The sequence below is a fragment of the Burkholderia sp. Se-20373 genome (genome assembly GCF_017104705.1).
Taxonomy (GTDB): Bacteria; Pseudomonadota; Gammaproteobacteria; order Burkholderiales; family Burkholderiaceae; genus Burkholderia.
Genome location: NZ_JAAGPH010000063.1, coordinates 29720 through 42325, shown reverse-complemented (window position 1 = coordinate 42325; position 12606 = coordinate 29720). Strand labels below are relative to the sequence as shown.

Genomic DNA, 12606 nt, shown 5'->3' with positions numbered 1-12606 from the left:
GCTTGCCTGCGCGTGGGCGAGCTGCGGTGCAACGAACCCGTCGATTGCGGCGACGGACATCAGGATGCTTGCCGCCAGCGCGGCCAGTGAACGCTTCGTCATACCTCACTCCAGTTATTTCGGTGAACTTAGCACGTCAGTTCGAGATGGTTTTTCCGGCCCGGATCGCACCGGGCCGCCCACTGCATCAATTCAGATTGAACGAGAACGGAACCTGGACCCGTACCGACTGGCCCTGCGCGACGCACTTGAAGCGCTTCACGGTGTTGAAGGCAGCACGATCGAGCACCGGATCAGCCGACTGCGCCACCCGCTCGTTCGTGATGTTCCCTTCCGCATCCACGACGAACTCGATCGTCACGTCGCCCGTGATGTTGTTTTCCTGCGCCTCTTTCGGATACTGGATCGACGCGCGAAGCGTGTCCGAATTCGGGCAGACCACCCCCACGTCATGGCTGACGGGCTTGGCCAGCGCGGGAGGCGCCACGACCGGCGCCTGCACGGCCGGCGCGGACGGTACCGGGGCCGACTGGTGCGTGATCGTCGCCTGCGGCGGCGCCTGCACCGGCACTTCCGGCGGCGGGACGAACGGCGGCGGCGGCGGCGCGAATTTCGGCGGCGGGAGCTTGACCACGGGCATCGGCGGTGGCGGCGGCGGCTTGACCGGCTCGATGATGCGGGTTTCGATCGGGTGCTGGATCACCTGCACGACTTTCGTCGCGAGGCCGTTGAGCAGTGCGTAGATCAGCACGGCATGCAGCACCAGGACGATTCCGATGCCGCCGAACCGGCGTACCGGATTCTGTTGCTTCTTGCCGAACTCTCGCGGACGGCCCAGCGTAGCCAGTCCGCTGTTCGACGTAGCCAGACGTTCTTCGACTTTCATGCCCACCATCCATCCCCCAAGCGATTCGCCCAGTATCGGATTGCTGCCGGCGGCGAAGCCAGGTCGGCATCGCCATCGCATCAACCCGAACATTTCATTTCAAGTTCAATTAGCAATCCGAATTGAAAGAATTCAATTCGAATGCAAATTCATTCTTTTTCAAGGAATCGTTCCGGCCGGCGCGGCGCGGTTATGCACCAAAGAAAAACGCGCCAGCACGTTCAGGCAATTGTTAGCTGAGCGGGCGGCACCTTACATTTCGTATGACGACCCGCCGTTCGTTACACGGTGATGTCAGTGGCGCCGTTCACTTGGGTGCAGACAATAGCAAGGAAAAAATTTTGACGTCAAACTTTATTTGATGCCCGAATACAAAGTTTGGAGGATTTATTCAAATAATATTCCGGTAAGCACAAATAAAACTTTTATTATAAAAACGGTAATTGAATTGTATGGATATATGCAAAAACGGATATTAAGCTGTTTCGACATAAATATCGGCATATTTCCTGCGGCGCATCAAGACCCGCCTCCGCGGAAGCGACCGGGGGTTCCCCCTTCCCTCGTCAATCAACATTCGCATCGGTCGCGCGATGCGCCGCCCGTCCACTTCGCGCTAGCGACACCACCTCCTCGCAACAGCCCACGTGCCACGGTTATCCGAACGGTTAATCCGGAATGCGATTCAAACTTCATGCCGACCCTTTCACCAGAAAATATGTCGCGATTATTTCGCATATCGAATTAACCGTGAGGCAACACACCCTCTGCCCGGGCACAACCCTGTCACCCGGGCATCGACCGGCGCCCTTGCACCGCGCGCGTCAGGAGTGCATGCCCTGCATCTTGTGCGAGAAATGCGCGCGCTCGGCCGTCTCCATCAGCATCAGGAATTCGTCCTGCATCATGTGGATCAGCGCCTCGTGGTCGCCGGCCTCGAAATAGACTTCCGGCTGCTGCGCGAGACGTTCCTCGAGAAACGTCTTCATCCCGTACGCCATGCACACCGGCGGCAACGCGCCCATGTCGCAATCCTTGAACAGCTCGCGCAGCTCGACCTCCCGGGCGAGCACGAGATGGCGTCCCGTCTTCACCCAGAGATCCGACAGGCGCACGGCATGCGTGGTCGGCAATACGGCGGCGACGTAGCCTTCGTCGTCTTCGAGGAGCACGGTTTTCGCGAGGCGATCGCCGGGAATATGCGCGGCGGCGGCCGTCTCCATGCTCGTATGGCTATAGGGGTGGTACACCACTTCGTAACGCGATGACTTCTGACGCAGGCAATCCTGCAGGGTGGCTGACACAGGCATGGCACACCTCGTCTGAACGAAACGGGCGAACGGCGTTCGCACCGGATTCGTTCAGCATAGGTCGCATTCCGGCGGATGGAAAACCTCGCCGCTCCCGTGCTTCGCACGGACTCGACCCACGGGTTCAGTCCCCCGGATCCAGTCCCTTTTCGCGTAGCCATTCCCGATTGAAAAGCCGCGTGCGATAGATGTCGCCACGGTCGCACAGCAAGGTCACGATCGTGTGCCCCGGCCCCATCCGGCGGGCCAGCCAGACCGCCGCCGCGACGTTGATGCCGCTCGATCCGCCGACGTACAGCCCCTCCTCGCGCAGCAGCCGGTAGACCATCGTCACGCACTGCTGATCATCGATCCGCACGGCGTCGTCGATCGGCGTGTCCGCAAGGTTCATCGTGACGCGCGTCGATCCGATGCCTTCGGTGATCGAACTGCCTTCCGCGCCGAGGTCGCCCATTTTCACGTAGCCGTAGAGCCCGCTGCCGTGCGGGTCGGCCAGCACGATCCGGACGTCCGGATTCTGCTCTTTCAGATAACGGCTCACGCCGGCCAGCGTGCCGCCCGTCCCGGTCGCGCACACGAACGCATCGATCGTGCCCGCCGTATCGCGCCAGATTTCGGGCCCGGTCGTCTCGTAGTGCGCCTGGCGATTGACGACGTTGTCGAACTGATTGGCCCACACCGCGTTGTCGAGTTCGTCCGCGAGCCGGCCGGCAATCTTCTGATAGTTGTTCGGGTCACGGTAGGGCGCCGCGGGCACCGGGCGCACCTCGGCGCCGAGCGTGCGCAGGATCGCCAGCTTGTCCGGCGATTGCGTGTCGGGAATCACGATCACGCAGCGATAGCCGCGCGCCGCGCAGATATGCGCCAGGCCGATGCCGGTGTTGCCCGCCGTGCCCTCGACCACGGTGCCGCCCGGCTGCAGCGCGCCGCGCCGCTCGGCGTCGCGGATGATGTAGTGTGCCGCGCGGTCCTTCACCGACCCGCCCGGATTCATGAATTCCGCCTTGCCCAGGATCTCGCAGCCCGTCTCGGCGCTGAGCTTCGTCAAGCGAATCAGCGGCGTGCGCCCCACGCAGTCGACGAAGCCTTGTCGCACGTCCATGTCGTCCTCCGGTGCCTTCGTGCGGCGCACGCGCCACACACAACCAAGGATAGGCCGACCGCGCCGCTTTCGTCGCCGGCCGCCGCGTACTAAGCTTGAAGCGCCCATTGCGGCGCACGCGCCGCATCGCGAGACGAGGTCCGCCATGCTGCAACTGCAAACCGTTGCCGTCGACAAGCCCGAGACCGTGAACTTCATCCTCGGCCAGTCGCATTTCATCAAGACCGTCGAGGACATCCACGAGGCGCTGGTCGGCACCGTGCCCGGCATCCGCTTCGGGCTCGCCTTCTGCGAGGCGTCGGGCAAGCGGCTGGTGCGCCACTCCGGCACCGATGCGGCGCTCGTCGACCTCGCCTGCCGCAACGCCAGCGCGATCGGCGCCGGTCACGCGTTCATCGTGTTCCTCGGCGACGGATGCTTCCCGGTCAACGTACTCAACGCGATCAAGGCCGTGCCGGAAGTCTGCCGGATCTATTGCGCAACCGCGAACCCGACCGAGGTGATCGTCGCGGAAACCGCGCAAGGACGCGGGATCGTCGGCGTCGTCGACGGCTTCGGCCCGCTCGGGGTCGAAAATGACGACGACATACGCTGGCGCAAGGATCTGCTGCGCACGATCGGCTACAAGGCGTAGGGATGCCCCCGCCGGCGGCCCTGTAGACCTGGCTGCATGGAAAGGGCGTTGCGGCTGGGATTCGAAGATGGGCAACATTCAGACCGTTAGTTGCATTTATGGGCGCAGAAGCGCGCCGCCCTCCGCGTCGTGTCGCCGCCGTCGGCCTGCCCTATACTGCCCGCAGCAGACTGACTGACGGCGCGCTGATGCACCGGCCGCCGCGATTCTTCCCGGAGCCGCCATGCATTACCAGTTGACCTACGAACTCGTCGACGATTACCTGTCCCGTCGCGAACCGTTCCGCGCCCAGCACCTCGCGCTTGCGCAGGCTGCGACCGAGCGCGGCGAACTCGTGCTCGCCGGCGCGCTGTCGGACCCGGCCGACCAGGCCGTGCTCGTGTTCGAAGGGGATTCGCCGGAGGCGGCCGAGTCGTTCGCGCGCGCCGATCCGTACGTGCAGAACGGCCTCGTGAAATCGTGGCGCGTGCGTCCGTGGCGCGTCGTGGTCGGCAAGCATGCGCCGCCCCGCACGTGAAGCGGGACTACAGCCACCCTGCCCGCTTGAAGCGCCACCACAACCCGAAGTCGGCGGCCACCATCACGGCGATACAGCCGTAGAAGCCGTATTTCAGGTGCAGTTCGGGCATGTTCGCGAAGTTCATCCCGTAGATGCCGGCGATCATCGTCGGGATCGCGAACAGCGCGGCAAACGAGCCGAGCCGCTTCGTCACCTCGTTCTCGGCCAGCGAGATCATCCCGAGGTTGACCTGGATCGCCGTGACCACCATCTCGCGCCGCCCTTCGATCGTCTTCACGATCCGCTGCAGATGGTCGTACACGTCGCGAAAGTACGGCTCCATGCCGCTGCAGACTTGCGGAATGCGCCCGCCGGTGAGCTTCGCCAGCGGCTCGAGCAGCGGCGCCGTGTGCTGGTACAGCATCACGAGCCGGCGCTTCAGCGAATAGAGATCCTCGATGATCGCGCGCGACGAGGCGGGCGTGGCCTTCGCGAAGATGCGGTCCTCGAGTTCCTCGAGCTCGGCGCCGAGCGTTTCGAGGATCGGGAAATAGCGATCGACGACCTGGTCCATCAGCGCGTAGAACACGAATGCCGAACCCTCCTGGAGCAGATGCGGCTCGCGCTCGCAGCGCTTGCGCACGTCGCGAAAATCGTGCTCGGTATGGTTGCGGATCGACAGCACGTAGTTCGGGCCGACGAACACGTTCAGCTCGCCGACATTGAATTCATCGTCGTCGTCCAGCTCCACCGTATGCAGCACCGCGAACAGCGAATCGCCGTACTCCTCGATCTTCGGCCGCTGATGCCCCTTGCGGGCATCCTCGAGCGCCAGTTCGTGCAGCCCGAATTCCTCGCCCATCAGGTCGAGTTCGTCGGGTGTCGGATCCTTCAGCGCGACCCACACGAAGCACTCGGGCTTCGACACGTAGTCGCTGATGGCGTCGATATCGATATCGGCCAGCTTGCGGCCATCCTGGTATGCAGCACAGTTGATCAGCATGGTGTCCGTGACGTTGCGGTTTGCGCATCAGTTTACCGGTTTGCTGCGCGGGCGGCCCGGCTTGCGCGGCTCGGCGATATTGGTCATGATCGGGCTGCGTGCGCCGCAGCATGCGCACCCGGCAAGTTCGGACCACCCGCCGCACGGCCGTGCGGCCCAATCGTCAAGGAGACGGACCCATGTGGTATTTCTCGTGGATACTCGGCATCGGCGTGGCGCTCGGCTTCGGCATCATCAACGCGATGTGGCTGGAAGCGGAAGTCTTCCCGCGCGGTGACAAGCGCAACGGCGCGTCGAGCCCGCGCTCGGGAGGCAAGGCTTCGTGACGCATCTGGTGTTCTTCTGCGGTCACGCCGGCACCGGCAAGACCACGCTCGCGAAGCGGCTCATCGGGCCGCTGATGCGCGCGACCGGCGAGGCCTTCTGCCTGCTCGACAAGGACACGCTGTACGGCCGCTACAGCTCGGCCGCGATGGGCGCGCTCACCGAGGATCCGAACGACCGCGACAGCCCGCTCTACCTGAAGCACCTGCGCGATCCCGAATACCAGGGCCTGCTCGACACGGCCCGTGAAAATCTCGCGCTCGGCATCGGCGCGCTCGTGGTCGGCCCGCTGTCGCGCGAAGTGCGCGATCGTCGCATTCTCGATCGCGCGTGGCTCGGCATCTCGCCCGACGTCACGCTGACGGTCGTCTGGGTCCACACGTCGGAAGACGTCGCGCACCAGCGGATCGTCGCGCGCGGCAACCCGAACGACGCCTACAAGCTCGCGCACTGGGACGAATACCGGCAGCGCCGCTTCGTGCCGACCGGCCACGAATGCGACGGCATCGTGATGTTCGACAACACCGCGCCCTCCGATGCCGACGTCGATGCGCTGCTGTACCGCATCGCGCCGCCTCCGCAGGCGGCCACGATCGTCCCGCCGCTGCCGGCCTGACCGGCCGCTCTTTTTCGTCACCCGCAAAAAACAACGCCGGAAGCGCTGTTGCGCTCCCGGCGTCGTACGGCCCTCGTGCCAGAGGCTGACGGGTGGTCAGGCCACTTCGTGCACGCGCTCCATCGTGCCGCCTTCGTACAGCTTGCCGAAGCGGTTCGACAGGAACGCCTTCAGCGACACCTTTTCCTGCGGGATGAAACCGCTCTGCGGCAGCTTCTTTTCGCGGAACAGATCCAGCACCGCGCACATCGCGCCGGCCGTCGTGATCTGGATCGCGCTCATGTGCATCCCGCACACGTCCTTCGCGAAAATCTTGCGCGTGAACACGTCCTGCACCAGCTGGCCGTCCTTCACGCCCGTCACCGTGATGAACACGAGCACGACGTCCTGCTTCGTCGACGGCACCGCGCGGCGCATGATCGACTTCAGCGTGTCGCGGTCGGTCGACAGGCGCAGGTCTTCCAGCAGGAACTGCACGAGATCGCGGTGGCCCGGATAGCGCACCGACTTGTAGTCGAGCGTCTCGACCTTGCCCGACAGCGTCTCGCACAGCGTGCCGAGGCCGCCCGACGTGTTGAACGCTTCGTATTCGGTACCGTCGAGCGAGAAGTGCTCGAGGCCTTCGAGCGGCTGCACCCACTGCTTGCGGCCGTCGCGGATCGCTTCGCACGGCTGGCAGTATTCGTTGATCAGGCCGTCGACGCTCCACGTCAGGTTGTACTTCAGCGCGTTGGTCGGATACTCGGGCAGCGCGCCGACGCGCATCTTCACGTCGCGCACTTCGCTGAAGCCGTTCACCAGCTCGTGTGCGGCGAGACCGATGAAGCCCGGTGCGAGGCCGCACTGCGGCATGAACGCACGGTCGGAGCCGTCGGCCAGTTCGCGGATCGCGTGGGTCGCGCGCACGTCTTCGGTCAGGTCGAAGTAGTGGACGCCGGCCGCCTTCGCGGCGGCGGCCACGTTGACCGCGAGGTAGTACGGCAGCGCGTTGACGAGCGCATCGAAGCCCTTCACGGCTTCGCGAATCGCGTTTGCATCGGCCGAATCGACCCGTTGCGTCGCGATGCCTTCACGCGACAGCTTCGCAAGCGCATCCGCGTCACGGTCGAACGCGACGACTTCATAGTCGCCCGTTTCACGCAGCATGTGAGCAATGGTGTGGCCGATCAGACCTGCGCCGACGATGGCGATTTTCATGCGCTTATCTCCTGATGATGGGTTGGTGTTGTGAACGGCGTTGAGCCATGAACACAGTGTAGGGACGCGCAAAATCAGTTCCAAGACGAAGAATGATGCGAAACGACCGATAATTTCGACGTTTCGACCACAAATTTCGTCATAACGACCAATTCATCTAAAAATCGCGTATCGGCGTTGGTGCAAACACGCTGCCTGGGGCTGCGTTCTCGATGACAACCGGGAGGATCGACCACGACGTGCAGGACGAGCGAACCGCATGCTCGCCAGGCTCGGCGAGACGGTCGACGCAGACGCGCAAGGGAATACTGCTGAGAAGCGTCGGACGACGCGGAGGACGCGTTGTCGCCCGAGCCCGTCATGAAACGCCGTAGCGTCGAGCGCGAACACATGGCGCGTGTGATTGCGACGTGCGTCAACCGCCGCATACGCAAAGGAAAGAAGACGTGCTCAGCACATGCGCTCGCACGATCGATCATGCGCCGCGCGGCGCGCGGCCCGTCAGCCGCCGATCGTCCCGCGATCGATCTTGCGCGACAGGATGATCGACGTCGTCGTGCGTTCGACGCCTTCGAGCGTGCCGATCTGGTCGAGCAGGTCGTTGAGCCGTTCGGGCGAATCGGCGCGCAGCCACGCGACGTAGTCGTACTCGCCGCTCACCGCGCACAGCAGCTGCACCTCGGGCATCCGGTCGAGCTTGCGCAACACGTCCTTGCCGAACTTCGGCGTGAGGATGATGCCGACGTACGCATAAATGCTTGCATCGAGCACGTCCTGCCCGAGCCGGACGCTGTAGCCGGCGATCACGTTGGTGCGTTCGAGCCGCGCGATGCGGGCGACGACCGTCGTGCGCGCGACATCGAGCTGGCGCGCGAGATCCGCGACGCTGGCGCGCGCATCGGCCTGCAGCAGCGCGACCAGTTGCCGGTCGAGATCGTCGAGTTGGTCGAGGCGGGGTGGACGCATGAGACTGGGCCGGGGCACGACGCGCCGGCTGAGTGGAAGGTGACGCGATGATAGCGCCGAACGCCGGCCCGCCCAAACGGCGCCGCCACGATCCGGCGAGAACCTTTCAATTTCGATTCGTATCGGATGTAAGCAAGTGTCGCATTCGCTGCTGCACCGCATTCAACGTGCTACTAATAGCTGGCGACGCGAGAAGCGCGCTTGCGGCAGTTGCCGCCGCGCCCGCTCGCAAGACACCACCCCGGAGAGCCAACCATGAAGAAAATCTCGCTCACCCTCGCTACGCTCGCCGTTGCAGCCAGCGCGTTCGCGCAAACCCCGGCGCAGCCGCAAGCGCCCGCGCAGGCCCCCGCAACGACGGCCGCGGCGTCGGCCCCGAGCGCCGAGCAGCGCGCGGCGCGCCACGAAGCGCGCGTCGAGCAGCGCATCAAGTACCTGCACGACCAGCTGAAGATCACGTCGGCGCAGGAACCCCAGTGGAAGACGTTCGCCGACACGATGCGCGACAACGGCGACACGATGGGCCGCCTCTATCGCGAGCGGATGGCGAAGCACGACGTCTCCGCACTCGACGACATGAAGCAGTATGCGGAACTGTCGCAGGCGAATGCCGACGGCGCGAAGAAGCTCGCCGACGCCTTCGCACCGCTCTACGAGAGCTTCCCGGCCGACCAGAAGGCGCTGGCCGACACGACGTTCCGCAGCTGGCTGCACCACGGCGGCGAGCATCGCGGCAAGGGCAAGACGAAGGGCACGGAGGGCAAGGCGGCAGCCGCGCCGGCCGCCACCGCACCCGCGCAACCCTGACGCCCGCCCTGCCGGCGCCGTACCGCCCGCCCGGGCCGAACGGCGCCGCGCCGCTCCAGGCGACCGGCGCGTCACACGGCGCGCCGGATTCGGGATAAGCTGCCGGCTTTTACCGCTTCCCGCCCTTTCCCGCCATGCTCGAACTCAAGCACCTCGACCTGCGTACCGATCCGCAGGCCCGTCGCGTCGTCAAGGACGAAACCGTCGCCGTTGCCTTCGCGGAGGCCGACGGCGAACTGATGAGCCTCGAAGGCCCGAACCGCTATGCGGCGGGCGACGCGTTGATCACGGGCTCGACCGGCGACCGCTGGGTCGTGTCGCGGGCGCGCTTCGACGCCAAATACCTGCCCGCCGATCCGGCACTCGCACACGGCGCACCGGGCGCCTACCGGAACCGGCCGGCCGTCGTGCTCGCGCGCCGGATGGACGAGCCGTTCACGATCGCCCGCTCGGAAAACGGCGACACGCTGCGCGGCGTCGCCGGCGACTGGGTGATGCAGTACGCGCCCGGCGACTACGGTGTCGTGCAGGCGCAGCGCTTCGCGCAGGTCTACCGCGACGCGTAATGCAGCGCGCCGGCATGGCGCCGGCGCGAACGGTCACGCAAAGTCTTCGTCGAGTACGAGTTCCGCGTCGCGCTCGACGGCCTCGCCGGCCGCGTGACGCTCCTCGAGCGACCCGAGCATCGCTTCCGTATACGCATGCAGCACCGCATGGCTGCGCGCCCGTTGCATCGGCTTGAGCGCCAGGTAGCGCGCGAGCGCGGCCGGCACGATGCGGATATCGAGCGTCATCCGCTTCGGCGCCGAGCCGAAACGCATCGCGAGCCACTGCACGGACAGGAACCGCCCGCGTGCATCGCTGCTTTCGGCGAAACGCGTCTGCTCCGGAAAGAGATCGCAGATCACGCGTGCGAGCGCGTCGAATTCCGCGCTCTGGCATTCGATCAGATAGTCATCCATCCCGTCTCTCCCGTCAGGCTGCCGATTGCGACGGCCGGCATGCCTTCACCAGCACGACGACCAGGATCGCGGCAAGCACGCAATACGCGGCCTCGACCCAGCCGGCCGGCAGCACGCGCACCTGGTACAGCAACGCCGGCGCGGCCGCGAGCGCATGCAGCACGATCGCGAGCGGCAACACACCCGCGCGGCCGGCGCGCACGCCACGCCAGACCAGCACCGACAGCGCGAGCTGCAGCACGAATGCCGTGCAGCGTTCGAGCAGCAACAGCAGCATCGACTGCGCCGACAGCGTCGCGAGCATCACGTGCAGGCGCACGACGGTATCGCCCGGCAGGTCGGCGAGCTGCGTCTCGAGCTGGCCGCGGCTCGCGAGCCACGCGAGATACGACCACTGGCCCCACACGAGTACGCCGACGAACCATGCTTCGGCGCCACCGTGACCGATCCCGTAGCCGATTCCGCGGCTGTCGCCGGCCGACGACGGGCCGTAGCGGCGGTTCAGGAAACGCATCCCGAGATAGCGGCCGACTTCCTCGAACACGGCGGTCGCGAGCGCGCTGTACGCGACGAACGCGAGCGGCTGCGTGAGCCAGCCATCCGGCGGCGTCTGGCTCAGCACCAGCCCGTGGAACGCGCGTTCGAGGATCATCGCGAACAGCGTGAAGACGGCCACACCGACGATCGTGTCGCGACGGTTCAGGGCCAGCGGCTTGCGCAGGATGCGGTAGAGGACGAGCGGCAGGAGCGCGATGATCAGCGTGGCGGCGATCAGCACCGCCAGCGTGACGGGAGCGACAGTCATGTATTTCCTTGTTCGGGGCAGCGCACCTGGCGCGCTGCGTGCCCCGAATGATACTCAGCTTGCGGTCGACGCGCGCGCAACCAGCTCGCCCGGCAGCAGCGAGACGCGTACGTCGCCCGCCGCGCCGTCGATCCGCTCGTGCACGAATTCGACGGCCTTGTAGCCGATTTCGTAGGTCGGCTGGCGGATCGTCGTGATCCCGATCAGCTCGGCCCATTCCGGATCGTCGATCGACAGCAACGCCGCCCGCTGCTGCCATGCGGTGCCGAAACGCGCGCGCAGGTGGCGCGCGATCGCGAGTGCGACCGGCGCGTTCGCGGCGAACAGCGCCGCGCGCACGCCACGCCGTGCCGCGTCGTCGATGCGGGCATCGATGTCGGCCAGCGCCGCCGCGACCGCGTCGGGTTCGTTCAGGTCGAGCACGACCGTCGACGGCACCGTCAGCCCGCGCGCCGCCAGTGCCGCGCGGAATGCGGCCTCGCGCAGGCGCCGCGAGCTGACGCGCTCGAACGGCTGCACGACGAAATGGATCGCGTCGAAACCGTGTTCGACCAGGTGCGCGAGTGCCGTCTCGATCGCGTCGGCGTTGTCGAGGCCGATCAGGTCGGCCTCGAAGCCTTCGACCGTGCGGTCGACGAGCACGGCCGGGATGCCGGCGCCGCGCAGCGGGCGCAGCACGTCCTCGTCGGCGCCGAGCGCGTTGACGATCAGCCCTTCGACGCGGTAGGTCGTGAGCAGCTGCAGGAAGCGGCGCTCCATCTCGACTTCGTTTGCCGCGTGGCAGATCAGCGGCATGTAGCCGAGCGCGTGGCATGCGGCCTCGACGCCCTGCAGCACTTCGACGGTATAGGGATTGGTCAGGTCGGCCGCGAGCATGCCGAGCAGGCGGTTGCGGCCGCGCTTGAGCCCGCGCGCCATCTGGTTCGGCCGGTAGTTGAGCCGCGCGATCGCCGCTTCGATCCGCTGGCGCAGGTCGGTGGACAGCACGTGCGTCTCGCCGTTCAGGTAGCGCGACACACTGGTCTTGCCCGTGCCGGCCTCGCGCGCGACATCGCTGATCGTCGCCGGACGCGTCGTGGTTGGTTGCGAATCGGTCACTGTCGTGCCTCGCGACGTACGATCCGCGCCGCTTCGTGAGCAGACGGACCTTTGTTGTTGGAAACGTAAGCCACCCGGTGGAATCTCCCTGTCGACCCGCGTTAGCGCTTTAGCGCTTACGCGGGTCCCATGCTTCGCGGTCGGTCAGCGTTAGCGCTTTAGCGCTTACGCTGACCCCATGCTTCGCGGTCGACCAGCGTTAGCCCTACAGCGCTTGCGCCGATCCCCTGCTTCGCGATGATCAGCGCCGGCGCGTCGGCATCCGCCCCGGTCACCTGCAACAGCAGTCGGCCGCACCGGACCTGGCGCGGATACCCGTCGCGAAACGCCGCCGGCAGCATTGCCGGGCCGTCGATACGACGCGCGGGGATCATAACGCAGGCAGCCCTCCGGCACC

At 65.7% G+C, this 12606-nt stretch carries 16 protein-coding genes and 1 pseudogene; 6 read left to right on the top strand and 11 right to left on the bottom strand.

Annotation, left to right across the window (positions count from 1 at the left end):
• The 4 genes and pseudogenes from G3N96_RS39275 to G3N96_RS21000 form a co-directional block, all read right to left on the bottom strand.
• Positions 1-102: pseudogene (locus tag G3N96_RS39275) on the bottom strand (MotA/TolQ/ExbB proton channel family protein); the annotation flags it as partial.
• A gap of 85 nt (positions 103-187) precedes the next feature.
• On the bottom strand, positions 188-886 hold the full coding sequence (locus tag G3N96_RS21010; protein ID WP_206138341.1) for an energy transducer TonB: 699 nt from the start codon (positions 884-886) through the stop codon (positions 188-190).
• A gap of 824 nt (positions 887-1710) precedes the next feature.
• Complete coding sequence (locus G3N96_RS21005; RefSeq protein WP_031401741.1) at positions 1711-2196, bottom strand: YbaK/EbsC family protein; 486 nt, start codon at positions 2194-2196, stop codon at positions 1711-1713.
• A 124-nt stretch (positions 2197-2320) separates the two neighbouring features.
• Positions 2321-3298, bottom strand: coding sequence for a cysteine synthase A (locus G3N96_RS21000; RefSeq protein ID WP_206138340.1), 978 nt, complete (start codon positions 3296-3298; stop codon positions 2321-2323).
• A 145-nt stretch (positions 3299-3443) separates the two neighbouring features.
• Between G3N96_RS21000 and G3N96_RS20995 the strand changes: the two genes are divergently transcribed.
• Together G3N96_RS20995 and G3N96_RS20990 are read left to right on the top strand one after the other, a co-directional pair.
• A complete protein-coding gene (locus tag G3N96_RS20995) occupies positions 3444-3932 on the top strand; it encodes an adenosine-specific kinase (RefSeq protein ID WP_206138337.1) in 489 nt (162 codons plus the stop codon).
• A 223-nt stretch (positions 3933-4155) separates the two neighbouring features.
• Positions 4156-4449 (top strand): YciI-like protein, encoded by a 294-nt coding sequence (locus tag G3N96_RS20990; RefSeq protein WP_089494917.1) that lies wholly within the window; start codon positions 4156-4158, stop codon positions 4447-4449.
• A gap of 7 nt (positions 4450-4456) precedes the next feature.
• Here the strand turns inward: G3N96_RS20990 and corA are convergent, their stop codons facing one another.
• Positions 4457-5434, bottom strand: a complete 978-nt coding sequence (gene corA / locus G3N96_RS20985; RefSeq protein ID WP_206138336.1) for a magnesium/cobalt transporter CorA — start codon at positions 5432-5434, stop codon at positions 4457-4459.
• Between the two features lie 179 nt (positions 5435-5613).
• Between corA and cydX the strand changes: the two genes are divergently transcribed.
• On the top strand, positions 5614-5760 hold the full coding sequence (gene cydX, locus G3N96_RS20980) for a cytochrome bd-I oxidase subunit CydX (protein ID WP_124583446.1): 147 nt from the start codon (positions 5614-5616) through the stop codon (positions 5758-5760).
• Positions 5757-6374: an ATP-binding protein gene (locus tag G3N96_RS20975; protein ID WP_124583444.1), complete on the top strand. Its 618-nt coding sequence runs from the start codon at positions 5757-5759 to the stop codon at positions 6372-6374. Before cydX ends, G3N96_RS20975 begins: the two co-directional genes overlap by 4 nt.
• Before the next feature lie 96 nt (positions 6375-6470).
• Here G3N96_RS20975 and G3N96_RS20970 read toward each other — a convergent pair whose 3' ends face one another.
• Both G3N96_RS20970 and G3N96_RS20965 read right to left on the bottom strand, forming a co-directional pair.
• On the bottom strand, positions 6471-7571 hold the full coding sequence (locus G3N96_RS20970) for a saccharopine dehydrogenase C-terminal domain-containing protein (protein ID WP_124583442.1): 1101 nt from the start codon (positions 7569-7571) through the stop codon (positions 6471-6473).
• A 501-nt stretch (positions 7572-8072) separates the two neighbouring features.
• Positions 8073-8537: an Lrp/AsnC family transcriptional regulator gene (locus tag G3N96_RS20965; RefSeq protein WP_006481526.1), complete on the bottom strand. Its 465-nt coding sequence runs from the start codon at positions 8535-8537 to the stop codon at positions 8073-8075.
• 255 nt (positions 8538-8792) lie between these two features.
• Here G3N96_RS20965 and G3N96_RS20960 point away from each other — a divergent pair, with 255 nt between their 5' ends.
• Both G3N96_RS20960 and G3N96_RS20955 read left to right on the top strand, forming a co-directional pair.
• Positions 8793-9344, top strand: a complete 552-nt coding sequence (locus G3N96_RS20960) for a Spy/CpxP family protein refolding chaperone (protein ID WP_206138335.1) — start codon at positions 8793-8795, stop codon at positions 9342-9344.
• Between the two features lie 134 nt (positions 9345-9478).
• Positions 9479-9910 (top strand): PGDYG domain-containing protein, encoded by a 432-nt coding sequence (locus G3N96_RS20955; protein ID WP_089494924.1) that lies wholly within the window; start codon positions 9479-9481, stop codon positions 9908-9910.
• 33 nt (positions 9911-9943) lie between these two features.
• Here the strand turns inward: G3N96_RS20955 and G3N96_RS20950 are convergent, their stop codons facing one another.
• From G3N96_RS20950 to G3N96_RS20935, 4 genes are all read right to left on the bottom strand, one after another.
• Entirely contained in the window at positions 9944-10306 is a 363-nt protein-coding gene (locus tag G3N96_RS20950; RefSeq protein WP_047850836.1) for a DUF3022 domain-containing protein, read from the bottom strand.
• 13 nt (positions 10307-10319) lie between these two features.
• Positions 10320-11111 (bottom strand): YhfC family glutamic-type intramembrane protease, encoded by a 792-nt coding sequence (locus tag G3N96_RS20945; protein ID WP_206138334.1) that lies wholly within the window; start codon positions 11109-11111, stop codon positions 10320-10322.
• Between the two features lie 54 nt (positions 11112-11165).
• Entirely contained in the window at positions 11166-12209 is a 1044-nt protein-coding gene (locus G3N96_RS20940; RefSeq protein ID WP_124583436.1) for a LacI family DNA-binding transcriptional regulator, read from the bottom strand.
• A gap of 158 nt (positions 12210-12367) precedes the next feature.
• Positions 12368-12583, bottom strand: a complete 216-nt coding sequence (locus G3N96_RS20935; RefSeq protein WP_206138333.1) for a hypothetical protein — start codon at positions 12581-12583, stop codon at positions 12368-12370.
• Positions 12584-12606 lie beyond the last annotated feature (23 nt).

Bases quoted from the DNA above. Each gene is read 5' to 3' on its own strand.
- cydX (WP_124583446.1), top strand. From the start codon at position 5,614: ATGTGGTATTTCTCGTGGATACTCGGCATCGGCGTGGCGCTCGGCTTC.
- G3N96_RS20935 (WP_206138333.1), bottom strand. From the start codon at position 12,583: ATGATCCCCGCGCGTCGTATCGACGGCCCGGCAATGCTGCCGGCGGCG.
- G3N96_RS20955 (WP_089494924.1), top strand. From the start codon at position 9,479: ATGCTCGAACTCAAGCACCTCGACCTGCGTACCGATCCGCAGGCCCGT.
- G3N96_RS20995 (WP_206138337.1), top strand. From the start codon at position 3,444: ATGCTGCAACTGCAAACCGTTGCCGTCGACAAGCCCGAGACCGTGAAC.
- G3N96_RS20970 (WP_124583442.1), bottom strand. From the start codon at position 7,571: ATGAAAATCGCCATCGTCGGCGCAGGTCTGATCGGCCACACCATTGCT.
- G3N96_RS21010 (WP_206138341.1), bottom strand. From the start codon at position 886: ATGAAAGTCGAAGAACGTCTGGCTACGTCGAACAGCGGACTGGCTACG.
- G3N96_RS21000 (WP_206138340.1), bottom strand. From the start codon at position 3,298: ATGGACGTGCGACAAGGCTTCGTCGACTGCGTGGGGCGCACGCCGCTG.
- G3N96_RS20945 (WP_206138334.1), bottom strand. From the start codon at position 11,111: ATGACTGTCGCTCCCGTCACGCTGGCGGTGCTGATCGCCGCCACGCTG.
- G3N96_RS21005 (WP_031401741.1), bottom strand. From the start codon at position 2,196: ATGCCTGTGTCAGCCACCCTGCAGGATTGCCTGCGTCAGAAGTCATCG.
- G3N96_RS20950 (WP_047850836.1), bottom strand. From the start codon at position 10,306: ATGGATGACTATCTGATCGAATGCCAGAGCGCGGAATTCGACGCGCTC.
- G3N96_RS20965 (WP_006481526.1), bottom strand. From the start codon at position 8,537: ATGCGTCCACCCCGCCTCGACCAACTCGACGATCTCGACCGGCAACTG.
- corA (WP_206138336.1), bottom strand. From the start codon at position 5,434: ATGCTGATCAACTGTGCTGCATACCAGGATGGCCGCAAGCTGGCCGAT.
- G3N96_RS20960 (WP_206138335.1), top strand. From the start codon at position 8,793: ATGAAGAAAATCTCGCTCACCCTCGCTACGCTCGCCGTTGCAGCCAGC.
- G3N96_RS20990 (WP_089494917.1), top strand. From the start codon at position 4,156: ATGCATTACCAGTTGACCTACGAACTCGTCGACGATTACCTGTCCCGT.